Consider the following 22540-nt stretch of genomic DNA (forward strand, 5'->3'; position numbering starts at 1 on the left):
GGTGCCGTCTGCGTGCTTTGATAGGTTATCGGCAGGTGTGCCGGGAAGTCTGGTCGGCGATCGTTCCGCCGTGCCTGACTGCCGATGTTCCGGAGGCCTCATGACCGTCACCGCGTGGGTGGCGGTGGTGGCCTTCCTCGGCGCGTACACGCTGATCGCCACCGAGAAGGTGCACCGGGTCGCCGCGGCGCTCGGCGGCGCCGGGATCATGCTGCTGATCCACGCCACCGACGCGGGCGCGGCGTTCTTCGACGAGCACTCCGGGATCGACTGGAATGTGATCTTCCTGCTGCTCGGCATGATGGTCATCGTCGGCGTCCTGAAACAGACCGGAATATTCGAGTATCTGGCGATCTGGGCGGCGAAACGGGCCAGAGGGCGGCCGTTCAGGCTCATGGCGCTGCTCATCGTCATCACCGCGTCCGCCTCCGCACTGCTGGACAACGTGACCACCGTGCTGCTGATCGCCCCCGTGACCTTCCTGGTGTGTGAGCGGCTGTCGGCGCCCGTGGCCCCGTTCCTGATCGCCGAGGCCATGGCGTCCAACATCGGCGGCGCGTCCACGCTGGTCGGCGACCCGCCGAACATCATCATCGCCAGCCGCGGCGGCCTGACCTTCAACGACTTCCTCGTCCACATGGCGCCGCTGATCGTCGTGCTGGTGGTGGTGTTCGTCGGGCTGTGCAGGTGGCTGTTCAGGGAGTCGTTCCGGTACGACCCCGAGCGGGCCGCGGAGATCATGACGTTGAACGAGCGGGAGGCCATCGCCGACCGCAGGCTCCTGTGGCAGGCGCTCGCCGTGCTGGCCCTCGTGATGGCGGCGTTCGTGCTGCATCCCGTGCTGCACTACGCGCCGTCCGTGGTCGCCCTGCTCGGCGCGGGGGTGCTGGTGGCGACCACGAAGGTGTCGACCGAGGAGGCCATCCGCGAGGTCGAGTGGCCGACGCTGGTGTTCTTCGCCGGCCTGTTCGTCATGGTCGGGTCGCTGGTGGAGACCGGGGTCATCGGCCAGATCTCGAAGGCCGCATCGGAGGCCACCCACGGGCAGCTCGGCCTGACCACGATGCTGCTGCTCTGGGTCTCGACCGGGCTGTCCGCCGTCGTGGACAACATCCCGTACGTCGCCACCATGAGCCCCATCGTGGCCGACCTCGTGCAGGCCAACGGGGGCAGCGGCCCCGCGCAGGTGCTGTGGTGGGCGCTGGCCATCGGAGCCGACCTGGGCGGGAACGCCACGGCCGTCGGGGCGGCGGCCAACGTCGTCATTCTCGGCATCGCCGCCCGCAACGGCACCCCGATCAGCTTCTGGCAGTTCACCAAGTACGGGCTGGTGGTCACGTTCGTGACCGTGGCGCTGTCGGTGCCGTACCTGTGGCTCCGCTACCTCACCTGAGGGGGAGCACGTCCACGCCGCGTTCGTCGTCACCGCGCGGGCCGAAGATGCGGCGGTCGCCCTCCTCGATGCGCACGTCGTTGATGCTCGCCTCCCTGCGCCGCATCAGCCCCGACTCGTCGAACTCCCACTGCTCGTTGCCGTAGCTGCGCCACCACTGGCCGGTGACGTCGCGCGACTCGTACTGGAAGCGGACGGCGATGCGGTTGCCGAGCACGCCCCACAGCTCCTTGCGCAGGGCGTAGTCCAGCTCCCTGTCCCACTTCCGGCGCAGGAAGGCCCGGATCTCGTCGCGGCCGGTCACGAACTCGTCGCGGTTGCGCCACACCGAGTCCTCCGTGTACGCCGCCGCGACCCGGTCGGGGTCGCGCGTGTTCCAGGCGTCCTCGGCGGCCTGCACCTTGACGCGGGCGCTCTCCTCGGTGAACGGCGGGACCGGCGGCTTCGACATGATCTCCTCCAAGCGGGGATTCTCACAGCGGCAGCAGCTTATCGATCATGATCGGCAGGTCGCGGACCCGCTTGCCCGTGGCGTGGCGCACGGCGTTCGCCACGGCTGCGCCGACTCCCGTGATTCCGACCTCGCCTACCCCGCGCAGCCCCAGCGGCATCGTCGGGTCGGGCTCGTCCAGGCAGTGCACGTCGATGCGCGGGATGTCGGCGTGGACGGGGACGTGGTACTCGGCCAGGCTCGCGTTCACGACCCGCCCGGTGCGCTGATCGATCAGCGTCTCCTCCGACAGCGCCAGACCGATGCCCATCACGATGCCCCCGCGCAGCTGGCTGGCCACCGTCTTGGCGTTGATCACCCTTCCGACGTCGAACACGCCCACCCAGCGCGACACCCGTACCTCGCCGGTGTCCCGGTCCACCCGCACCTCGCAGAACTGCGCCCCGCACGCCGCCTTCACCCAGCGCCGCTGGTCACGGACGGTCTTCGCCAGGAACCTGAGCATGCCCATCCCGGCCGCGGCCTCCAGGTGGTCGCGACCGGCGCGGGTCAGGATCGCCGCGTACGTCTCCCCACGGGAACCCTGGTAGAGCCCGCCGTCCCGGGCCTCCGGAGAGGCCGCCCCGCGCAGCGGGGAGTCCGGTGACTTCCGGGCCAGGTCGAGGGCGGAGCGCTTCAGCTTGCGGCAGGCCTCGATCACGCCGGCCGCCGCGCTCGCCGTCTGTCCCGAGCCGCCCGCCATCGGGCCCTCCGGCAGCTCGGAGTCGCCGACTTCGACGCGTACCGACTCCAGCGGCACCCCCAGCTCGTCCGCGGCGATCTGCGCCTGCGCGGTCGCCGCGCCGACGCCGATCTCCTGCAGGGCGCATCGCACCACGACGCCGCCGTCCGCGCCCAGCCGCACGGTGACGTTCGCCGGGAGCTGGAACGACGGGTGGTACGCCGACGCGACCCCCATGCCGACCAGCCACCGCCCGTCCCTCATCGAGCCGGGCCGCGGATCGCGCTCACGCCAGCCGAACCGCTCCGCCCCCAGCTCGTACGCCTCGCGCAGCATCCGGTTCGCGAACCGCTTGCCGTCCACCGGGTTGCGCGCCGGCTCGTTGCGCATCCGCAGCTCGATCGGGTCCATGCCCAGCTCGCAGGCCAGCTCGTCCACGGCCGACTCCAGGGCGAAGGTGCCGATGGACTCGCCGGGGGCCCGCATGAAGGTGTTGGGAAGGAGGTCGAGCCGGACGAGGCTCTGGCGCAGGCGGATGTTCGGGGAGTCGTACAGGTGCCGGGAGGCCGCGGTGATCTGCTCGGGCATGCCGCCGACGCGGCCGGTCCTGGCCACGCTGGTGTGGATCAGCGCGGTCAGCTTCCCGTCGGACTCGGCGCCCAGCGCGACCCGCTGGGTGCTCTGGGTCCGGCCGCCGACCGTGTGGTAGACGGCCGCCCGGGTGAGCGCCAGCCGCACCGGGCGCTCGGTGGCCCGGGCGGCCAGCACGGCGAGCAGCGTGCCCGCCCAGACCGAGCCCTTGCCGCCGAACCCGCCGCCCACGTAGGGGGAGAGCACGCGGATGTTCCGCTGGGGGACGCCGAACCGCTGCGCGAGGTGGCTGCGCAGCCACGCGATGCTCTGCGTGCTCTCGTGCACGGTCAGGCGGTCGCCGTCCCACACGGCGGTCGTCGCGTGCGGCTCGATCGCGTTGTGGCTGTGCGGTGGCGTGGTGAAGCGCAGGTCCACCGAGACCGGCGCGGCCGCCAGCGCCGCCTCGGCGTTCCCCTTGTCCGTCGCCGCCGGCCGGATCGCGCTGCTCTTCTGCGGGGTGGCGTTCGGCTCCTCGGCCGCGAAGTCCACCACGGCGGGCAGTTCCTCGTACGTGGGCCGCACCAGGTCCGCCGCGTGCCGCGCCGCCTCGGGCGACTCGGCCACCACGACCGCCACAGGCTGGCCGTTCCAGTGCACCTCGTCCGTGGCCAGATAGTTGACCGACGTCCCGATGACCAGCGTGCTGGGGTTCAGCAGGCTCTGGGAGGGCGGAGGCTTCATGGCGGGGGCGTTCTCGTGCGTGAGAACGTCGATCACGCCTTTCACGGCCCGCGCCGCCTCGGTGTCGATGGCGGTGATGCGGCCCCGGGGGATCGTGGCGTGCACGAGCGCGGCGTGGGCGAGATCCGGGTAAGGGTGCTCGGCCGCGAAGCGGGCCTGCCCGGTGGTCTTGGCCCGGCCGTCGAGCCGGTCGACGGGGCGGCCGACATACTTCTCACTCATCCGAAAGCTCCCTCAACGTGGCCACGATCGTGGCGCGGGCCAGGCCGACCTTGAACGCGTTGCCCGGCCGCGTGGTCGCGGACGCCAGCTCGGCCTCGGCCGCGCGGCCGAACGCCTCCTCGGTCGCCGGACCGCCGACCAGGATCCGCTCCGCCTCGTGGGCGCGCCACGGCTTGGTCGCGACGCCGCCCAGCGCCAGCCGGGCCGCCGTCACGGTCCCGTCCCGCACGTCCAGCGCCGCCGCGACGGAGACCAGGGCGAACGCGTACGACGCCCGGTCGCGTACCTTCCGGTAACGGGAGTTGGCCGCGACCGGCGCGGGCGGCAGCTCGACCGCCGTGACCAGCTCGTCCGCGGCCAGCGCGGTCTCGACCTGCGGCGTGTCGCCGGGCAGCAGGTGGAAGTCCGCCAGCGGGATCCGCCGCGTACCGCGCACGCTCGTGACAGTGACCGTGGCGTCCAGGGCGGCGAGCGCCACGCACATGTCGGAGGGGTGCGTGGCGATGCAGCTCTCGCTCACGCCCAGGACGGCGTGCCCGCGCGTGAACCCGCCGAGCGCGTCGCAGCCGGCGCCCGGCTCGCGCTTGTTGCAGGCGTACGCCTGGTCGTAGAAGTAGCGGCAGCGGGTGCGTTGCAGCAGATTGCCGCCCACGGTGGCCATGTTGCGCAGCTGCGGCGAGGCTCCGGCGAGTATCGCCTGCGACAGGACCGGGTAGGCGGCGCGGATGCGGCGGTCGGCGGCCAGGGCGCTGTTACGCACCAGCGCGCCGATCCGCAGCCCGCCGTCGGGCAGCTCGTCCACCTCGTCGAGCGGCAGCCCGGTGATGTCGATCACCGTCTGGGGGTGTTCGATGCCCTCGCGCATGAGGTCGACCAGGTTGGTGCCGCCGCCCAGGAACTTCGTGCCGGGACCGACGGCTGCCACGGCCTCGGCGATGTCGAGCGGCTTCACGTACGCGAACGGCCTCATGGCGCCTCCTGCGCGGCGACGTCCTTGATGGCGTCGAGGATGCCGTTGTAGGCGCCGCAGCGGCACAGGTTTCCGCTCATGCGCTCTCTGATCTCGTCGTCGGTCAGGTGCGTGCCCCCTTGGCGCGAGGTGACGGAACTGGGCATGCCCGCGGCGTGCTCGGCCAGCATGGCGACGGCCGAGCAGATCTGGCCCGAGGTGCAGTAACCGCACTGGAGCCCGTCATGGCGCACGAACGCCTGCTGCATCGGGTGCGTGTCCTCGCGGTCCTTGGCGATCCCCTCGATCGTGGTGATCTCCTTGTCCGCGTACTGCATGGCCAGGGCCAGGCAGGCGTTGATCCGCACGCCGTCCGCGAGGACTGTGCAGGCGCCGCACGCGCCCTGGTCGCAGCCCTTCTTCGGGCCGGTCAGCCCCAGGTGGTCGCGCAGGGCGTCGAGCAGGCTCACCCACGGCTCGATGTCGAGGGACTCGACCACGCCGTTCACCCGTATCCGTATTCGGGTCACTCTTTCCCCCTCTGTCCGGAGCCCTGACGCTAACAGAACGGTGTTTCCTTAACAAGAGAACGTTGTTCTTTAAAGTGGGGTGGCTATGCTGGGGCGCGACATGACGCGGGCATTCCTCCGGGCCAGGCGGCCGGAGCACAAGCAGCAGCGGCGCGAGGCGATCCTCGCGGCCGCGCGCGAGCTCGCCGTCGACTCCGGCGTGCGCAACGTCAGCCTGGGTGCGGTCGCGGAGGCCGTCGGACTGGCGAAGTCCAACATCATGCGATATTTCGGGACTCGCGAGGAGATCTTCCTGATCCTGGCCGCCGAGGAGTGGCGCCAGTGGGCGGCGGCCGTCACCGCCCGGCTCGAGGTCTCCGGCGACGTCCCGGTGATCCTCGCGGAGACGCTCGCGGACCGGCCGCTCTTCTGTGACCTCCTCGGCCACACCGCGAGCACCCTGGAACAGAACGTGTCCGTCGAGGCGGCCCGTGTGTTCAAGCGCGCCGTCCTGGCCGTCGTCGCCGACCTGAGTGAGCAGGTCGCCCGGGTCACGGGCCTTCGCGACGGGGAGGGCGTGGACCTGGTCTCCGCCGCCAGCGTCCTGGCCGGCGCCCTCTATCCGGTGTCGAACCCCTCGCCGACACTCGCCGAGCTGTACGCCCAGGAGCCCGACATCGCCGCGGCCTGCCCCGACCTCCTCTCCACCCTCGTCCGCGCGCTCAAGGCGTTCCTCGCCGGGCTCCCCACGCTCAGGGAGGACTGAGCTTCGGGCAGCCGTCGGCTGTCGGTGAGTGTGCTGTCAACTGTCGGTGCCTGATGTCATAGATGTCGGTTCGAAGCGCTGTGAAATGTCGGTCCTCGCTGGTTCGACCAGGTTTCTGGCAACCCCGTCGCTCAGCGAGTCCCTGGCCGGACAAGCGGGCATCATCGAAGTTTGGCCGTTCGCGCAGCAAGAGCCGGCCGGGGGCGACACGTCCTTTCTCAGAGCCCAGCAACCTGGCCGCGCTGCCGATCAGTGCGCTATGGGACCGTTACGGGTCGTGGCCTGATCTGCCGTGGCCCGATCTGGCAGCAATCTTGGAGAGGTGCTCGTATCGTGAGGGGATGGTGACGGTCGGCATCGATCTCGCCGCCGAGGCGGTGCGGACCGCGGTGGCCTGGCTCGACTGGTCGGACGGCCGTGCCCGGCTCGTCAGGGTGGTGGTCGCGGCGGACGACGCGCTGATCGTCGAGGCCGTGATGGGCGCGAACAAGGCGGGGATCGACTGCCCGCTCGGCTGGCCCGACAGGTTCGTCGACTTCGTCAGCGCCCACCGGGCCGGGCACGTCCAGGTGCCGGAGGGCCTCGCCGGCCGGACCTGGCGGCGGGATCTGGCGCTGCGGGTCACCGACCAGGTGGTGCACCAGCAGACCGGGCTGACGCCGCTGAGCGTGTCGGCCGACCGCATCGGGCACGCCACCATGCGCTGCGCCGCCCTGCTGGCCGAGCTCGCCCGGCGTGGCCGGCCGGTCGACCGGCGCGGCGGCGAGGCCGTCGTGGAGGTCTACCCGGCGGCCTGCCTGAAGCGGTGGGGGCTGCCGTACCGCGGCTACAAGCGCGCCGCCAACCTCACCGAGCTGGGCCGGCTCGTGGACCGGCTGCTGGAGGCGGCGCCCTGGCTGGACCTCGGCGAGTACGAGCCGCTCTGCCGGGCCTCGGACGACGCCACGGATGCCGTCGTGTCCGCACTCGCCGCGCGGGCATCGGCTCTCGGCCTGGCGACCGTGCCGACGGGGGAGCAGGCCGGCGTGGCGGCCACGGAGGGCTGGATCGCCCTGCCCACCACACCCCTGGACCGCCTCGTTACAGACGCCTGAGCTGCCGCCGAACATTCGTACATTTTCTGTCATCTCATGAAACATGAGATTTCGTACGGCTCTTGGGACACTTCTTCTCCTGACCCCCGGAACGCTGATCGCACAGCCTGCGGCGGCTGCCACGCCGGCCACGATCGCGTACGCGCAGTGGACGCACACCTGGGAACTGGTGCTCACCAACGGAGACGTGGTGGAGCTGCCCGAGGCGCTCGCCAAGGCGCCCGACGACGTGGTGAACGCCGGTGAGTGGGCGCCGTTCCTGATCAGCGGGGATGGACGGCATTTCTTCTATTTCAGGAAATCGGATGGATTGTTCGTCGAGCGGACTCTTAACGGCAAGGAAAGAGTCGTGTCGCGGAATCTCACGACGGCCTCGATCGACGAGGAGTGGCCGTTGGTGTCGTACGACGGCAGTTATGTGGTCACGACGACCTCGGCGCCAGGGGTGGGGATCTTCGCGGACCTGCGGAAAGGCAAGGTGCTGCCGCCTCCGGGAAAGACGGATGCCTGGGGTTTCATAGGATTCAGCCAGGACGGCAAGCGGCTGATGCTGGCGGGGGACCGGCTGACGGTGTTCGACCGGGGGCTGCGCGTCCGGATGCGGCTGAAGACGTCGCTGGATCCGGTCGCGCTGGCGAACGACCACGTCACGTCGGCGGTGACCGTCGGCACGTACCCCAAGTACCGCAAGCTGCGCATGCTCAATCTGCGTACCGGCCGCGCGAGCAGCACGGTGACCGTACGGCTGCCGCGCGGACAGTACATCGACGACCTCGACTTCGACCAGGCGGGGCATGTGATCGTCCGGTCGAGGACGAAGACCGGGGTGGCGATCTACCGGGTCTCGAAGGCGACCGGCAAGGTGACGCCGCTGCGGACGATCGCCCGGCCTGACGCGGTGCTGTGGGTGCTGCCGGGGGACAGCACGTACGAGGCGTGGACGATCAAGAAGGGCAGGACGCCTCAGAAATGAGGCTGCGATGGTGGCCGGATGCGGCGCCGCGCGGTGAGGAACGTCTCGGAGATGATGCCGGCCGTGTCGTCGGGGGAGCCGGTACGGCGGGCGGCGTACTGATGGACCGCCGGGTAATAGGCGTCATAGATCGCCTCGAAGCGATCTCGCTGGGTCACGAGGTCTCCTAGCCGAAGGGTGCCGGACACCTGGGTAAGTGTCCGGCGCACTCCGACGTGTTGCAGCGAGCTTCGAGCCGTCAGAAGGGCGTTACTCGCTGTAGTTCTTGCCGAGGGGCTTGCCGGGGATCGGCTTGGCGACGAGAGCGACGGGGATGAAGAAGCAGATCTGGCTGATCGCCATGGTCAGCGTCCAGAGCGCCTTGTCGTCGTAGTGGGCGGAGAGCTTGGCGAACAGCTCGTCGGGGACGCGCTCCCCGCACGGGTTCGGGGTGAGGACGGCCTCCACCAGCTCCAGCGCGACCCGCTCGGCGTCGGTGAAGTAGGGGGCGTCCCGCCATGACGCCACGGCGGTGATGCGCTCGTCCGTTTCGCCGGCCTTGCGGAGGTTACCGGTCTGCCGGACCGTGTGGTACGTGCTGCCGACGATCTGTCCGGCGCGGAGCTGCACCAGGCCGACGGTGGTCCGCGGAATCGCCCCGTTGTGGACGGCCTTGGTCATGGCTCCGGCTACTGTCCCCACCTCGGGGAGGAACCGGGCGGGATTGGGCAGACGCGACTGAAACTCGTCCTGCTCGGCGATCGCGGGTGTGGACATGGGAGGTCTTCCTCTCTTGCACGCTGGATGCTGTCTCGGAGTCCGACGTCCCTACCGTGGGAAATGTGAGGCGACGCGCTAACCTCACACTTCGGCGCGCTGTCTCGTCGAGGCGATGACGGCAGATGCGACGAAGGAAAGTCGGCGACACCATGAACACCCCTACCGAGCCGGGACACGCCCCGGCAGATCAGAGCCTGAGCGCGATCATGAGCGAGCGGCGCCATCTGATCAATCTGGCCTATCGCATGCTCGGCTCCCTGGCCGATGCCGAGGACGTCGTCCAGGAGACGTACACGCGCTGGTACGCCATGTCCGGGCAGCAGCAGGAGGCCATCGAATCGCCCGGCGCCTGGCTGACGAAGGTCGCCAGTCGCATCTGCCTCGACCTGCTCGGCTCGGCACGGGCCCGGCGGGAGCGCTACGTGGGCGAATGGATCCCCGAGCCGCTGCCCGAGCGTACGGACTGGATCAGCGTGCGGCCCGGCGCGGACCCGGCCGACCGGATCACCCTCGACGAGTCGGTCAACATGGCCTTCCTCGTCGTGCTCGAGTCGATGACCCCGGCCGAGCGCGTCGCGTTCATCCTGCATGACGTCTTCCGCTACTCCTTCCCCGAGGTGGCCGACATCGTCGGCCGTTCACCGGAAGCATGTCGCCAACTCGCCACCTCGGCTCGCCGGCGCATCCGCGCCTCGCAGGCTCCCGCTGCGCCCGCGGCCCAGCACGCCGGCATCGTCAGCAAGTTCAAGCAGGCGTGGGAGGCGAAGGACCTCCAGGCCCTCATGGCCCTCCTCGACCCCGACGCCACGGTGATCGCCGACGGTGGTGGCCTGGTCAGCGCCGTACTCCGCCCGATCGACGGCGGCGAGCGCATCGCCCGCTACGCCCTGGGTCTCTCCGGCAGGACACCCGACATGGCGCTTCTGGAGCGTACGGTCAACGGTCAGCCCGGCCTGGTGCTGCAGCAGAACGGCGTCACCGTGGCGGTGATCGCGTTCGAGGTCGTGGGCGACCGGATCAAGCACATGTGGGCGGTGCGCAACCCTGAGAAGCTCCGGCCGTGGACCGTGGACGCGCAGGGCGGCGAACTGTGAAATCACCCCTGTTCCTGCGTATCGCGATCATCCTGCAGACCCTGACTCTCTTCGCCGCGCCGATCACCGCCGGACTGCTGCTCACCGCGCCCAGTGGGCGGACGCTGCACAGTGCTTCGGCGTACAGCGTGTTCACCGTGACGCTGCTGCACCTGATCATCGTGATCCTGATGTGGCGGCCGGGCGGCGGCTCGCCCAGGCCCATCCTGTACGCGGCCGTGCTCTTCGGTCTCACGCTGGCGCAGATAGCGCTGGGCATCGCGCAGGTGAAGACCCTGCACGTCCCCTTGGGCGCGCTGCTGTTCGGGCTGAGCCTCGTTCAGCTCAGCCGGGTGGTGGCCGACCGCCGCACCTAAGGCATCCAGAAATTTGGGCATTTACGAGGTCCGGTTTAGTTGTTAAGAAGGTTTATTAACAAATAGATCGGCCTTGGGAGGCCCCGTGGCGCGCTCTCGGCTCATCCTCATCCTGCTGTCGGCCTGTGCATTACTGGTGAACGCCGGAGGCGTCGCCCTGGCCGTGGTCCCGGCCGCGCAGGCCGTACCGGCACCGACGTCGCTGACGGGATACAAGATCCAGTCCTCGGCGAAGGTGTCGGACTCCGGGGCCGTCATCTCCACGCCCGGTTATGCGGCCGGTGGCTGGTACGCGGTCGGTCCCCGCTCGACCGTGCTGGCCGGATTGCTGCAGGCCAACGTCTATCCGGACCCGTTCTACTCCACGAACATGCAGTCGATCCCGACGGCGGACTTCGACGTGCCGTGGTGGTACCGCTCGGACTTCACCCTGGGAAGCGAGTCGGGACTGCGGACGTTCCTCGACGTCAGCGGTGTGATCTCGAGCGCCGACGTGTGGGTCAACGGCACCCAGGTCGCCACCGCCGCCCAGGTGGCCGGGGCCTACACCAGGAACGAGCGGGACATCACCACCCTGGTGCACCCAGGCGTCAACTCCGTGGCCTTCCGCGTCAACCCGAACAACCCGAACAGCCACCTCACGATCGGCTGGATCGACTGGGTGCAGTTGCCGCGCGACGACAACATGGGCATCTTCCGCGACGTCGTGATCAGGCGCAGCGGCGACGTCTCGCTCCGCGACGCGCATGTGATCACGGACCTGGCGGTGCCCGCGCTCGACCGCGCCGACCTCACGATCAAGGCCGACGTACGCAACGGCACGGGCAGCGCGGTGACCGCCACGGTCAAGGGCACGATCGGCTCGCTCGCGTTCTCCCAGGACGTCACGCTGGCCGCGAACCAGACCAAGCGGATCACGTTCAACCAGACGCTGACCGGCCCGCAGGTGTGGTGGCCGCACACGATGGGCGCGCAGCCGCTCTACGACCTGAACCTCACGGCGACGGTCGGCGGCGTGGAGAGCGACACGCTGACCCAGCGCTTCGGTGTCCGCAAGGTGGAGTCGGGCAAGAACGCCAGTGGGCGCCGCTTCTACAAGATCAATGGCAGGCCGATCCTGATCAGGGGCGGTGGCTGGTCTCCCGACATCTTCCTCCGCAAGAACCTGGGCTACCTGGAGGACCGGATCCGCTACGTCAAGGACCTCGGTCTCAACACGATCCGCGTCGAAGGCCACCTGGACACCGACGAGCTCTACGACCTGGCCGACAGGTACGGCATCCTGACCATGCCCGGCTGGGAGTGCTGCGACAAGTGGGAGGGCTCGTTCAGCAGCTCCGACTATCCGATCGCCAAGGCGTCCATGCAGGCGGAGGCCACGCGGTTACGCAACCACCCCAGCGTGATCTCGTTCCTGATCGGTTCGGACAACCCGCCGACGGCGCAGAAGGAGACCAACTATCTCGACGCGCTCACGGCGGCCGAGTGGCAGCTCCCGATCGTGCCCGTCGCCTCCGACAAGTCCAGCCCGCAGCTGGGCAACTCGGGCCTGAAGATGCCCGGACCGTATGACTGGGTGCCGCCGAGCTACTGGTACAACAAGCGCGAAGGCGGGGCGTTCGGCTTCAACTCCGAGACCAGCGCGGGTCCCGACGTGCCGACGCTCGACTCGCTCAAGCGGATGATGACCTCCGCGCAGATCGACTCGCTCTGGAAGAGCCCGACCGCCACCCAGTATCACCGCTCGCCGTCGGACACCTTCGACGACCTGACGATCTATCACAACGCCCTCAGTGGCAGGTACGGCGTGCCGTCCGGGCTGGCGGACTACATGAAGAAGGCGCAGCTCGCCCAGTACGAGGCGGTGCGAGCGCAGTTCGAGGCCTATGGCCGTAACTTCACGGACTCGTCAAACCCGTCCACGGGCGTCATCTACTGGATGCTCAACAGCGGCTGGTCGTCGCTCCACTGGCAGCTCTTCGACTACTACCTGGACCAGGGCGGCTCCTACTGGGGCGCCCGCGAGGCCAACAAGCCGCTGCACGTGCAGTACTCGTACGACAACAAGTCCGTCGTCGTGGTCAACTCCGGCATCTCGCCCGCCTCGGGCCTGACCGTGAAGACCGACGTGTTCAACACGGACGGAGCGAGCAAGTACACCAACACGGCGACGGTCAGCGTCCCCGCCGACGGGGGCAGGGCCACCGCGGTCACCGTACCATCCATCAGCGGCCTTTCCACGACCTATCTGGTACGGCTGACGCTGCTCCGCGGCGGCCAGGAGATCGACCGCAACGTCTACTGGCTGTCCACCTCGGACGATGTGATCGACTGGGACAACAACGACTGGTACTACGTACCGACCTCCAGCTACGCCAACCTGAAGGGCCTCAACAACCTGGCCCAGGCCCCGATCACCGCCACCGCATCGGCGCCCTCCGCGGGCAGCGTCACCGTGACCGTCAAGAACACCGGCACCGGCGCGATCCCCGCCTTCATGCTGGACGCCCACGTGGTGGACGCGGCAGGCAAGCCGGTGCTGCCGATCCAGTGGTCGGACAACGCGATCAGTCTCTGGCCGGGGGAGTCCAAGACGCTCACGGCCACCTATCGGGCCTCCGACCTGACCGGTTCGGCGAGCGTACGGGTGTCCGGGTGGAACACGGCGACACTCACCGTCCCGACCGGGCCGCCCGACACCGAGAGCCCGACCGTGCCCGGCAACCTGCGCACCACCGGCAAGACCTCGTCCAGCGTCTCGCTGGCCTGGGACGCCGCCACCGACAACGTCGGCGTCACCGGCTACGACGTCTACAACGGCACTGCCCTCGCCACGACGGTCACCGGCACCACCGCCACGGTCTCCGGCCTGGCGGCGGGCACGCCGTACACGTTCACGGTCAGAGCGCGCGACGCCGCGGGCAACTCCTCCGGCCCGTCGAACGCCGTCACCGAGACCACCGGCAGCGGCCCCGCCGTCTACCAGGCGGAGGACGCGACGATCTCGCAGGGCGTGGTGGAGTCCAACCACGAGGGCTACACCGGCACGGGGTTCGTGAACTACGACAACGTGACGGGCAGCTACGTCGAATGGACGGTGAACGCCGCCGCGGCCGGCCCGGCCACCCTGGAGGTCCGCTTCGCCAACGGCACCACGACGAACCGGCCGATGACCATCGCGGTGAACGGCACCACGGTCACCCGCGACTTCACCGGCACCGGCGCCTGGACCACCTGGCAGACGGTCACCGTGACCGCCGACCTCCTCCAGGGGGTGAACAAGATCCGAGCCACGGCCACCACGTCGAACGGAGGCCCCAACGTCGATCGGCTCGCGGTGAGCTGACCGGGCCTGTCCCTACCGCTTCTGAGCCCCCAGGCTGGGGGCTCAGAAGCGGGCGAACGTGGCGGTGCGGATGCCGCGCCGCAGAAGGGCGGGAAGGCAGAGGATCGTGCCGAGCGCGCCGATCCAGACCGTGACCTCCAATCCGGCGAGCGCGGTGGCGACAGAGGCGAGGAGGGCTCCGAGCGCGACCGCGCCCCACAGCTGGAACCGCTGCACGGCGGAGACCCGTCCGAGGAGTTCGGGAGGGGTCTGCGTCTGGCGCAGGGTTATCGAGGTCGGGCTGAACGCGCCCTCGCCCACGCAGTGCACGATGCTGCCGACGACCAGGCCGATCGCCCCCAGCCCTGTGTACGTGCCCAGCACGGGCATGGCCACGATGCCCAGCACCGACACGGTGGCGGCGAGCATGAGTGCGCGCGGACTGCCGAGGCGCCTGATGAGCACGGCGGAGGCCAGGTTGCCGACCGGGTAGCCGGCCGCGGCGGCGCCCACCACGATCCCGATCCACTGCGGGGACAGCCCCAGCACGTTGCGGCAGTACAGGACCAGGCTGGTCTCGACCATGGAGAGGAACAGGACGTAAACGGTGCCGCAGGTCAGGACCGGCTCCAGGACCGGGTGCCCGAGCGCGAACCTGAGCCCGGCCGCGACGTCCCGCCGTACCCAGCCCCGCTCCCGCACGGTGACAGCGGGCGGCGCCTCCCGGTGCCGGATCAGGACGAGCGTCACGACCGAGGCGGCGAAGCTCAGCGTGTTGGCGAGGAGCGCGCCGGCCACGCCGAGCAGCCCGATGACCGGACCCGCGGCCATCGGACCGACGGCCTTCGCGGTCGACTCCGACAGCGCCAGGCGGGTGTTGCCGGTGTGCAGTTCGCCCGGGTCGGGGAAGAGCCCGGGCAGATACGAGGTGTACGCGACCTGGAAGAACACCACCGCGCAACCGCTCAGCAGAACCAGCGCGAACAGCAGGGGGAAGCTGAGAACGCCGGTGGCCGCCGAGACCCAGATCGCGCCGAACGCGACCACCTGCACGCCGTCACAGACGAGCATGACGGTACGGCGCGGCAGCCGGTCCACGATGGCGCCCGCCGGCAGGCCGAGCGGCAGGAAGGGCAGGAACAGGGCGAACGGCAGCAGCGCCGCCTGGGCCGGTGTCGCCCCCAGCACTGTCACCGCGAGCAGGGGCAGCGCCAGCGTCATGAACTGGTCTCCGAACAGCGACAGGGACTGCCCGGCCCACAGCAGCCCGAAGTCACGGCGTGCCCGGGTACGCCCGGCGCCTTCCACCACGGACGTCATGCCTGCCGCCAGAAGTCACGCAGGAGCGAGTGGACGGTCTCTGCCTCCTCGACATGGCCGAAGGAGCCGCTCCGCTCCAGCATGTGGAACCGGGCCTGGGGCGCGAAACGCCGGAAGTCGCGCTGCAGCGCCGGGTGCAGCGCCCGGTCGTACCGGCCGGCCAGCACCATCAGGGGAACGCCGATCTCCTTGAGCCGGGGACGGAAGTCCGGGATCCTGGCCACCTCACCCCCGATCACGAAATCGACGTCGTCGCCGCAGAAGATCGGGTACAGCTCCTGGTTCCTGGCGCCGGGTTCGTCGGCCAGCAGGGCGGCGTTGGCGGGATGGTAGAACCGGACCAGCGCCGCCGCCTTGGCGAACTCCTGCCTGAGCGGCTCGTCGGTGGAGCGCAGCCCGTCCAGCCGCAGTGCCTGGATCCGCTCCCACACCTCTGGGAGCTGGGTGGCCAGCTCGCGGTTGATGTTGGCGTGGTTGAGCTGCCACATCTCGGGGCTGTGCAGGGTGTTGGCCAGGGTGACGGTACGCGCCATGGCGGGATGGTCCAGGGCGATCGCCTGCGCGATCAGGCCGCCGTACGAGAAGCCGTACAGGTGTGCGGGGCCCAGCCGCTCGAGCAGCGCGACCACGTCGGCGACGTCGTCGGCGAAGGTGATCTCGGCGAGGTCCTGGGGGCGGCCGGAGCGGCCGCGGCCGTACAGATCCAGGTAGATCACCCGGTGGTCCGCCGCCAGGGCGTCGAAGTGCGGGTGGAAGATCACATGAGAGCCCGCGGGGCCCAGCCCGGCGAGCAGCAGGACGGCGTCGCCCTCTCCGTGCTGCTCCACCCAGATGCGGCGGCCACGGATCTCGTACGCCTGGCCGGGGGGATGTTCAATCATGGCGTTCATCTTGGTGAAGCCGGGGGCCGGACCGACGGCGGATATCGGACCTCTCACTGGGCCCGGTTCAGATAATCCGCAACGAAACTAGAATGTGGTCATGACCTCAATGGCGCCATCCCGCGCGGAGCCCGACCTGTCGTTCCTGCTCGACCACACCAGCCACGTGCTGCGTACGCAGATGGCGGCGGCGCTCGACGAGATCGGGCTGACCGCCCGCATGCACTGCGTGCTGGTCCACGCGATCGAGGAGGAGCGCACGCAGATCCAGCTCGCGGAGATCGGCGACATGGACAAGACCACGATGGTGGTCACGGTGGACGCCCTGGAGAAGGCCGGGCTGGCCGAGCGCCGCCCGTCAAGCACCGACCGGCGGGCGAGGATCATCGCGGTCACGGAGAAGGGCAGGGAGGTGGCCGAGCGCAGCCAGCGGATCGTGGACGGCGTTCACCGTAGGGCACTCGACGCGCTGCCGGAGGACGAGCGCGAGGTGCTGCTCCGTGCCATGAACCGGCTGGTCGAAGGGCACCTGGCCACCCCGATGGAGACGCCGCGACCGGCCCGGCGGGCCCGACAATAGGTCCGCTAGGGATCGTCTACAACAAAACTATCTGCTACGGTTTCTCCTGTTGCGACTGAACAGGAGAGACCATGTCGTATTCCAAACTCCGCGCCCTCATCGTGCTGTCCGCCGCGATGCTGATGGCGGTCCTCGACGGCAGCATCGTGACCGTGGCCATGCCCGCGATGCAGCGGGACCTGGGCTTCACCCCTGCCGGGCTGAGCTGGACCGTCAACGCGTACCTGATCGGGTTCGGCGGACTGCTGCTGCTGGCCGGCCGGTTGGGCGACCTCGTCGGCCGCAAGAAGATGTTCCTGGCCGGCAACGCGGTCTTCACCGCCGCCTCCCTGCTCGCCGGGGCGGCCACCGGTCCCGGCCTGCTGATCGCCGCACGTTTCCTGCAGGGGCTGGGCAGTGGGATGGCCTCGGCGGTGGTGCTGGGCATCCTGGTGACGCTGTTCACCGAGCCAGGTGAGCGGGCCAGGGCCATCGGCGTCTTCAGCTTCACCGGCGCGGCCGGGGCCTCGATCGGCCAGGTGCTGGGCGGGGTGCTCACCGACGCGCTCAGCTGGCACTGGATCTTCTTCATCAACGTGCCGATCGGGATCGCCACCGTCGCGCTGGCGATCAAGGCCATCCCCGCCGACGAGGGAGCCGGCCTGGCCGCGGGCGCCGACGTGCTCGGCGCTCTTCTGGTGACCGCGGGGCTGATGCTGGGGATCTACACGGTCGTCAAGATCGAGGAGTACGGCTGGCTGGCGGCTCACACGCTGGGCCTCGGCGCCGTGTCGATCGTCCTGCTGGCCGCGTTCCTCGTCCGCCAGGCGACGGCGCGCACCCCGCTGATGCCGCTGCGCATCCTCCGCTCGCGCAACGTCTCGGGCGCCAACCTGGTGCAGATGCTGACTCTGTCGGCCATGTTCGCCTTCCAGATCATCGTCGCCCTCTACATGCAGAAGGTCCTCGGCTACGGCGCACTCGCCACGGGGCTGGCGATGCTGCCCGCGGCGGTGGCCATCGGCGGGGTGTCGCTGTTCGTCTCCGCGCGGCTCAACACCCGCTTCGGCGCGCGCGCCGTCCTGGTGGCGGGTCTGGTGCTGCTGCTGGGCGCGATGGGCTGGCTCACCAGGGTGCCGGTGCAGGCTTCGTACGCGATCGACCTGCTCCCGGTGATGCTGCTCATCGCGGGCGGCGGGCTGGTGCTCCCCGCGCTGACCACACTGGGCATGTCCGGCGCCAAGGCCGACGACGCGGGCCTCGCGTCCGGGCTGTTCAACACCACGCAGCAGGTCGGCATGGCGCTCGGCGTCGCCGTCCTGTCCACGCTCGCCGCCTCGCGCACCGGCGAACTGCTGGCCTCGGGGGCCTCCGAGGCGGTGGCGCTGACGGGCGGGTACCGGCTGGCCTTCACCGTCTCCGCCGGGCTCCTCGTGGCCGCCTTGGTCGTCAGCCTCGCCGTACTGCGCCGCCCGGCTCCCGCTCCGGAGCCCGAGCAGGTCCCGCTCGCCACCCTCTGACTCGACAGGAGAGAACATGAACGAGAACCAGTCGGGTCCCGCCCCCCGGTCGCTCACCGAGGAGGAGCTGGTGAAGCTTCTCGGAGAGCAGCAGTTCGGCGTGCTGGCGACGGTGAAGCGCAGCGGTCACCCCGCCATGTCCAACGTCCTCTACCGGTGGGACCCCGCAGAACGGATCATCCGGATCTCGACGACGGCCGACCGGCTCAAGGCCCGGCAGGTGCGCAACGACCCGCGCGTCGCCCTCCATGTGAGCGGCCCGGACGTGTGGTCCTTCGCCGTCGCCGAGGGTGCGGCCGCGGTGTCGGACAGCGCGGCGGAACTGCTGGCCTTCGCCGGCGATCAGGCCGATCCCGCCGCCTTCCTGGAGCAGCAGGCGCGCGAGAACCGCGTCGTGATCAGGATCAAGGTCTCCCGCCTGTACGGCACGGCCCTGGACATCCCCTGACCATGTGCGTCAGGCGGGGGCCGGGAAACCGTTGGAGAATTGTCGGTGCCCGGTGATAGAAAGCAGGTTCGATACGGACCAGCTCGCGGCCGGGGAGGGCCTGACTGTGACCACCAGCCATTCGGAGTTCTCCGTCTCCGGGCCACGCTACAACCGGCGTGGCCCGGTGCGCTGGCTCTGGTCCCATCTGCGCCGCCACCCACTCCACCTCATCGGATTCCTCGGTGGGTCGCTGGTCATGGTGGTGCTCAACGCCATGGTGCCGCAGTTCACCGGTGACGCCTTCGACGCCGTGCTGGGCAAGCGGGGGGAGCCGCTCGACGCGCTCGGCCTGATCGCCCTGGCGTTGCTGGCGATCGTGCTGGCCCGCGGGCTGTTCGATCTCGTCGCCCGGCTGTCGAGCGAGGTCCTGGCCAAGCGGCTGGAGCGGGACGCGCGTGACGAGCTGTACGTGAGCCTGCTCGGCAAGAGCCAGACCTTCCACAACCGGCAGCGGGTCGGCGACCTGATGGCCAGGGCCGCCAACGACATCCGGCAGCTCTCCATCATGATCACGCCCGGTGCCGATCTGATCGTCGACTCGGGGCTCACCGGGCTGGTGCCCATCTTCTTCATCGGGGCGATCGACCTGCGGCTGCTGCTGGCGCCCGGGGTGTTCGCGGTCGTGTTCGCGATCGCGCTCTGGCGTTACATGAAGCAGCTCAACCCGGTGGCGACGCGCATGCGGGAGCAGTTCGGCGACCTCAACGCGGGGCTCAACCAGGCCGTGCGGGGCATCGAGGTGATCAAGGTGACCGCGCAGGAGGGTCAGGAGCGGCGCCGGTTCCGGGCCGACGCGCGGCGCTACCGCGACTCGTTCGTCAAGAACGGGCTGGTGCAGGCGCGCTACCTGCCCACCCTGCTGTTCTCCTTCGCCATGGCGGGGGCGTTGTGGCACGCCCTCTATCTCCAGAGCACCGGGGCGATCACCATCGGGGAGCTGGTGGCGTTCATGGGGCTCATGGGCATGCTCGGGTTCCCGACGCAGATGTCGATCTTCACGTTCTCGCTGATGCAGATCGGCATCGTCTCCGCGCGGAGGATCCTCGGCATCATGACCGCGGAGAGCGAGATCGAGCAGCGGGCGGACGGGCACGCCGCGCCGATCAGCGGGGAGATCGTCTTCGACGACGTCACGTTCGCGTACGAGGACGACGCGGGTGCGGCGGTACGCGGTGTGACGTTCACCGTGCGGCCCGGGGAGACGGTGGCGATCGTCGGCGAGACCGGGTCGGGCAAGAGCACGCTGACCAAGCTCGTGCCGCGGATCTACGACGTCACGTCCGGGCGGATCCTCGTCGACGGGGTCGACGTGCGCGACTGGGACCTCGACTCGCTGCGGTCGCAGATCTCCACCATCGAGCAGGACATCGTGCTGTTCTCGCGGTCCGTGGCCGAGAACATCGCCTTCAGCCTGGGGCAGCGCGCCGACCACGAGGCCGTGGTGCGGGCGGCGGAGGACGCTCAGGCCGCCGAGTTCATCGCCGAGCTGGACGACGGCTACGACACCGTGATCGGGGAGCGCGGGGTCACGCTCTCCGGCGGGCAGCGGCAGCGGCTGGCCATCGCGCGCGCCCTGCTGACCGATCCGGCGATCCTCGTGCTCGACGACTCGACCAGCGCCATCGACTCCGCGACCGAAGACCTGATCCAGCAGGCGATCGGGCGCATCCTCGAAGGGCGTACGACCTTGCTGATCACCCACCGCCTGTCCCAGATCCGGTGGGCGGACAAGGTGCTGCTGCTGCGGCGGGGCGAGGTCGTCGACTTCGGCACCCACGACGAGCTGATCACCCGCAGCCGCCTCTACCGCCGGATCTTCGCGCACTACGACGAGGTGGAGACGGACGGAGAGGGCGCCGAGCTCGGGGTCCTGGCAGGGGAGCAGGGAGGGGTGCGCTGATGGGCTTCATCATGGACGGCCTTGACGCCGAGGACTACGACCGCACATACAGCGACCGTGACCTGCTGCGCCGGATCATGTCGTACTTCCGGCCGAAGCTGGGGACGATGCTGTTGGTCGCCACCATGATCGTGCTGGTGTCCGCGAGCCAGGCGGCGATACCCGCGCTGGGCAGCCTGGCCGTCGACGCGCTCGCCGACGGGACGATCGGCCAGGTGGGCTGGCTGCTCACGGTGGGGACCCTGGTCGCCGGGGCGTTCTCGTGGGTGTTCAACTTCGTCCGGCAGAAGTACAGCGCGCGGGTCACCGGTGACGTGGTGCTGCGGCTGCGCGAGGACGCGTTCGACGCGGTGCTGGAGCGCGACCTGTCGTTCTACGACGAGACGCCGTCCGGCAAGATCGTCAGCCGGGTGACGTCCGACACCGACGACTTCGCCAGTGTGTCCACGCTGACCATGGACCTGATCAGCCAGACGCTGATGGTGGGGTTCGTCACGGTCCTGCTGTTCGTCCGCAGTGCCGAGCTGGCCCTGCTGACGCTGCTGGTGGTGCCGGTCGTGGTGGGCCTCGCGCTGCTCTTCCGGCGCCTGGCCAGGATCGGCACCCGCAGGGCGCAGCGCTCGCTGAGCCGGGTCAACGCCAACCTCCAGGAGACCATGGGCGGCATCGCGGTGGCGAAGAACTTCCGCCAGGAGCAGCAGGTCTACGACGAGTTCGGGCCCATCAACCGGCAGAGCTACCAGGTGACGCTCAGGCAGGGGTTCGTCTTCTCCACCATCTTCCCCGTGCTCTTCCTCGTGGCCGGGCTCGCGACGGTGGCCCTCGTCCAGCTGGGCGGCACGGCGGTGCTGGAGGGTGGCCTGTCCGCCGGCGACTGGTACCTGTTCCTGCAAGGGGTGTCGCTCTTCTGGTTCCCGCTGACCTCCATTGCCGCGTTCTGGTCCCAGTTCCAGCAGGGCCTGTCCGCCTCCGAGCGGGTCTTCGCGCTGATCGACGCCCCGCCGCGCGTGGTGCAGACCGCGGCGGAGCCTCCGGGGCGGCTGGCGGGCCGCATCGAGTTCCAGGGCGTCACCTTCGGCTACGACCCCGACCACCCGGTGCTGCGCGCCTTCGACCTGCACATCGAGGCGGGGGAGACCGTGGCGCTCGTCGGCCACACCGGTGCCGGCAAGTCGACGCTCAGCAAGCTGATCACCCGGTTCTACGAGTTCCAGGAAGGCCGGCTGCTGATCGACGGGCGTGACATCCGCACCCTGGAGCTGGGCGCCTACCGCAGCCAGATCGGCGCGGTGCCGCAGGCGCCGTTCCTGTTCAGCGGCACGGTGGCCGACAACATCCGCTACCCGAGGCCGGCCGCGAGTGACGACGAGGTGCGGGCGGCCGCGGCGGCGGTCGGCGGCGGCGACTGGATCGACGCCCTGCCGAACGGCCTGCAGACGGATGTGGGCGAGCACGGGCGTGCCCTGTCGATGGGGCAGCGGCAGCTCGTCGCGCTGGCGCGGCTGCTGATCCAGGATCCGGCGATCGTGGTGCTGGACGAGGCCACGGCCAGCGTCGACCCGCTGACCGAGGCCCAGATCCAGGAGGGGCTGGACCTGGTGCTGGCGGGGCGGACGTCCATCGTCATCGCGCACCGGCTCTCCACGATCGAGCACGTCGATCGCATCATCGTGCTGGATCACGGGCGGATCGTGGAGGAGGGCGACCACGCGAGCCTGCTGGCGCGCGGCGGCCGCTACTGCGAGGTCTACAACACCTACTTCCGGCACCAGTCGCCCCACTACCGGGCCGGCACCGGCTTCGTGTCTGTCGCGGACGGCGGCTGATCGGCGCCCCCGCCTCGGGAGGCGGGGGGCCGATGTGGCACGTCGTCGGGATCGCGGCCGGGATTTACAACGATGCAACAAGTTCTCCGCCGCTGTTTACAACGTTGGATACAACGAT

20 protein-coding genes are annotated in these 22540 nt (G+C 69.7%); 12 read left to right on the plus strand and 8 right to left on the minus strand.

Annotation, left to right across the window (positions count from 1 at the left end; all coding sequences use genetic code 11):
* Window positions 1-100 precede the first annotated feature (100 nt).
* Window positions 101-1393 (plus strand): ArsB/NhaD family transporter, encoded by a 1293-nt coding sequence (locus tag AB0J64_RS02990; protein ID WP_364019656.1) that lies wholly within the window; start codon window positions 101-103, stop codon window positions 1391-1393.
* Here the strand turns inward: AB0J64_RS02990 and AB0J64_RS02995 are convergent.
* From AB0J64_RS02995 to AB0J64_RS03010, 4 genes are read right to left on the minus strand one after another with little or no spacing between them, the layout of a single operon-like run.
* Window positions 1386-1844 carry a nuclear transport factor 2 family protein gene (locus AB0J64_RS02995; RefSeq protein WP_364019658.1) on the minus strand — a complete coding sequence of 153 codons (459 nt, stop codon included), beginning with the start codon at window positions 1842-1844 and terminating at the stop codon, window positions 1386-1388. The two genes, AB0J64_RS02990 and AB0J64_RS02995, sit on opposite strands and share 8 nt — an antisense overlap.
* Before the next feature lie 22 nt (window positions 1845-1866).
* Window positions 1867-4101 carry a xanthine dehydrogenase family protein molybdopterin-binding subunit gene (locus AB0J64_RS03000; protein ID WP_364019661.1) on the minus strand — a complete coding sequence of 745 codons (2235 nt, stop codon included), beginning with the start codon at window positions 4099-4101 and terminating at the stop codon, window positions 1867-1869.
* Window positions 4094-5071, minus strand: a complete 978-nt coding sequence (locus AB0J64_RS03005) for a xanthine dehydrogenase family protein subunit M (protein ID WP_364019664.1) — start codon at window positions 5069-5071, stop codon at window positions 4094-4096. The genes AB0J64_RS03000 and AB0J64_RS03005 overlap by 8 nt, the downstream gene beginning before the upstream one ends.
* On the minus strand, window positions 5068-5580 hold the full coding sequence (locus AB0J64_RS03010; protein WP_364019667.1) for a 2Fe-2S iron-sulfur cluster-binding protein: 513 nt from the start codon (window positions 5578-5580) through the stop codon (window positions 5068-5070). Before AB0J64_RS03010 ends, AB0J64_RS03005 begins: the two co-directional genes overlap by 4 nt.
* A gap of 100 nt (window positions 5581-5680) precedes the next feature.
* Between AB0J64_RS03010 and AB0J64_RS03015 the strand changes: the two genes are divergently transcribed.
* The 3 genes from AB0J64_RS03015 to AB0J64_RS03025 all read left to right on the plus strand — a co-directional run bounded on the left by AB0J64_RS03015 (window position 5681) and on the right by AB0J64_RS03025 (window position 8392).
* Entirely contained in the window at window positions 5681-6325 is a 645-nt protein-coding gene (locus tag AB0J64_RS03015; RefSeq protein WP_364019670.1) for a TetR family transcriptional regulator, read from the plus strand.
* Window positions 6326-6666: 341 nt separating this feature from the next.
* On the plus strand, window positions 6667-7419 hold the full coding sequence (locus AB0J64_RS03020) for a DUF429 domain-containing protein (RefSeq protein WP_364019673.1): 753 nt from the start codon (window positions 6667-6669) through the stop codon (window positions 7417-7419).
* Window positions 7420-7462: 43 nt separating this feature from the next.
* On the plus strand, window positions 7463-8392 hold the full coding sequence (locus AB0J64_RS03025; RefSeq protein WP_364019676.1) for a hypothetical protein: 930 nt from the start codon (window positions 7463-7465) through the stop codon (window positions 8390-8392).
* Here the strand turns inward: AB0J64_RS03025 and AB0J64_RS03030 are convergent.
* Together AB0J64_RS03030 and AB0J64_RS03035 are read right to left on the minus strand one after the other, a co-directional pair.
* On the minus strand, window positions 8383-8550 hold the full coding sequence (locus tag AB0J64_RS03030) for a hypothetical protein (RefSeq protein WP_364019679.1): 168 nt from the start codon (window positions 8548-8550) through the stop codon (window positions 8383-8385). The genes AB0J64_RS03025 and AB0J64_RS03030 overlap by 10 nt on opposite strands.
* 91 nt (window positions 8551-8641) lie before the next feature.
* Window positions 8642-9148: a carboxymuconolactone decarboxylase family protein gene (locus tag AB0J64_RS03035; protein WP_364019682.1), complete on the minus strand. Its 507-nt coding sequence runs from the start codon at window positions 9146-9148 to the stop codon at window positions 8642-8644.
* Window positions 9149-9300: 152 nt separating this feature from the next.
* Here AB0J64_RS03035 and sigJ point away from each other — a divergent pair, with 152 nt between their 5' ends.
* From sigJ to AB0J64_RS03050, 3 genes are all read left to right on the plus strand, one after another.
* Complete coding sequence (sigJ, locus tag AB0J64_RS03040) at window positions 9301-10245, plus strand: RNA polymerase sigma factor SigJ (RefSeq protein WP_364019684.1); 945 nt, start codon at window positions 9301-9303, stop codon at window positions 10243-10245.
* Entirely contained in the window at window positions 10242-10601 is a 360-nt protein-coding gene (locus AB0J64_RS03045) for a hypothetical protein (RefSeq protein WP_364019687.1), read from the plus strand. The genes sigJ and AB0J64_RS03045 overlap by 4 nt, the downstream gene beginning before the upstream one ends.
* An 85-nt stretch (window positions 10602-10686) precedes the next feature.
* On the plus strand, window positions 10687-13947 hold the full coding sequence (locus tag AB0J64_RS03050; protein WP_364019690.1) for a fibronectin type III domain-containing protein: 3261 nt from the start codon (window positions 10687-10689) through the stop codon (window positions 13945-13947).
* 42 nt (window positions 13948-13989) lie between these two features.
* Here the strand turns inward: AB0J64_RS03050 and AB0J64_RS03055 are convergent, their stop codons facing one another.
* Both AB0J64_RS03055 and AB0J64_RS03060 read right to left on the minus strand, forming a co-directional pair.
* Window positions 13990-15246: an MFS transporter gene (locus AB0J64_RS03055; protein ID WP_364019693.1), complete on the minus strand. Its 1257-nt coding sequence runs from the start codon at window positions 15244-15246 to the stop codon at window positions 13990-13992.
* Window positions 15243-16127: an alpha/beta hydrolase gene (locus tag AB0J64_RS03060; RefSeq protein ID WP_364019696.1), complete on the minus strand. Its 885-nt coding sequence runs from the start codon at window positions 16125-16127 to the stop codon at window positions 15243-15245. Before AB0J64_RS03060 ends, AB0J64_RS03055 begins: the two co-directional genes overlap by 4 nt.
* A gap of 100 nt (window positions 16128-16227) precedes the next feature.
* Between AB0J64_RS03060 and AB0J64_RS03065 the strand changes: the two genes are divergently transcribed.
* The 5 genes from AB0J64_RS03065 (at window position 16228) to AB0J64_RS03085 (ending at window position 22422) form a co-directional block, all read left to right on the plus strand.
* The gene (locus AB0J64_RS03065) at window positions 16228-16707 is read left to right on the plus strand and encodes a MarR family winged helix-turn-helix transcriptional regulator (RefSeq protein WP_364019699.1); all 480 of its coding nucleotides are present in this window, start codon (window positions 16228-16230) and stop codon (window positions 16705-16707) included.
* Window positions 16708-16778: 71 nt separating this feature from the next.
* Complete coding sequence (locus AB0J64_RS03070; RefSeq protein WP_364019702.1) at window positions 16779-18206, plus strand: MFS transporter; 1428 nt, start codon at window positions 16779-16781, stop codon at window positions 18204-18206.
* 16 nt (window positions 18207-18222) lie between these two features.
* Window positions 18223-18654 carry a TIGR03618 family F420-dependent PPOX class oxidoreductase gene (locus tag AB0J64_RS03075; RefSeq protein WP_364019705.1) on the plus strand — a complete coding sequence of 144 codons (432 nt, stop codon included), beginning with the start codon at window positions 18223-18225 and terminating at the stop codon, window positions 18652-18654.
* Between the two features lie 106 nt (window positions 18655-18760).
* A complete protein-coding gene (locus AB0J64_RS03080) occupies window positions 18761-20596 on the plus strand; it encodes an ABC transporter ATP-binding protein (RefSeq protein WP_364019708.1) in 1836 nt (611 codons plus the stop codon).
* Window positions 20596-22422 (plus strand): ABC transporter ATP-binding protein, encoded by a 1827-nt coding sequence (locus AB0J64_RS03085; RefSeq protein ID WP_364019711.1) that lies wholly within the window; start codon window positions 20596-20598, stop codon window positions 22420-22422. The genes AB0J64_RS03080 and AB0J64_RS03085 overlap by 1 nt, the downstream gene beginning before the upstream one ends.
* The last annotated feature ends 118 nt before the right edge of the window (window positions 22423-22540 follow it).

This window comes from Nonomuraea sp. NPDC049695 (assembly GCF_040674955.1).
Taxonomy (GTDB): domain Bacteria; phylum Actinomycetota; class Actinomycetes; order Streptosporangiales; family Streptosporangiaceae; genus Nonomuraea; species Nonomuraea helvata.

Excerpts from the sequence above, each read along its gene's own strand:
- AB0J64_RS03070 (WP_364019702.1), top strand. The coding sequence starts at position 16,779 with ATGTCGTATTCCAAACTCCGCGCCCTCATCGTGCTGTCCGCCGCGATG.
- AB0J64_RS03020 (WP_364019673.1), top strand. The coding sequence starts at position 6,667 with ATGGTGACGGTCGGCATCGATCTCGCCGCCGAGGCGGTGCGGACCGCG.
- AB0J64_RS03015 (WP_364019670.1), top strand. The coding sequence starts at position 5,681 with ATGACGCGGGCATTCCTCCGGGCCAGGCGGCCGGAGCACAAGCAGCAG.
- AB0J64_RS03005 (WP_364019664.1), bottom strand. The coding sequence starts at position 5,071 with ATGAGGCCGTTCGCGTACGTGAAGCCGCTCGACATCGCCGAGGCCGTG.
- AB0J64_RS02990 (WP_364019656.1), top strand. The coding sequence starts at position 101 with ATGACCGTCACCGCGTGGGTGGCGGTGGTGGCCTTCCTCGGCGCGTAC.
- AB0J64_RS02995 (WP_364019658.1), bottom strand. The coding sequence starts at position 1,844 with ATGTCGAAGCCGCCGGTCCCGCCGTTCACCGAGGAGAGCGCCCGCGTC.
- AB0J64_RS03085 (WP_364019711.1), top strand. The coding sequence starts at position 20,596 with ATGGGCTTCATCATGGACGGCCTTGACGCCGAGGACTACGACCGCACA.
- AB0J64_RS03065 (WP_364019699.1), top strand. The coding sequence starts at position 16,228 with ATGACCTCAATGGCGCCATCCCGCGCGGAGCCCGACCTGTCGTTCCTG.
- AB0J64_RS03035 (WP_364019682.1), bottom strand. The coding sequence starts at position 9,148 with ATGTCCACACCCGCGATCGCCGAGCAGGACGAGTTTCAGTCGCGTCTG.
- AB0J64_RS03075 (WP_364019705.1), top strand. The coding sequence starts at position 18,223 with ATGAACGAGAACCAGTCGGGTCCCGCCCCCCGGTCGCTCACCGAGGAG.
- AB0J64_RS03055 (WP_364019693.1), bottom strand. The coding sequence starts at position 15,246 with ATGACGTCCGTGGTGGAAGGCGCCGGGCGTACCCGGGCACGCCGTGAC.
- sigJ (WP_364019684.1), top strand. The coding sequence starts at position 9,301 with ATGAACACCCCTACCGAGCCGGGACACGCCCCGGCAGATCAGAGCCTG.
- AB0J64_RS03060 (WP_364019696.1), bottom strand. The coding sequence starts at position 16,127 with ATGATTGAACATCCCCCCGGCCAGGCGTACGAGATCCGTGGCCGCCGC.
- AB0J64_RS03000 (WP_364019661.1), bottom strand. The coding sequence starts at position 4,101 with ATGAGTGAGAAGTATGTCGGCCGCCCCGTCGACCGGCTCGACGGCCGG.
- AB0J64_RS03025 (WP_364019676.1), top strand. The coding sequence starts at position 7,463 with ATGAGATTTCGTACGGCTCTTGGGACACTTCTTCTCCTGACCCCCGGA.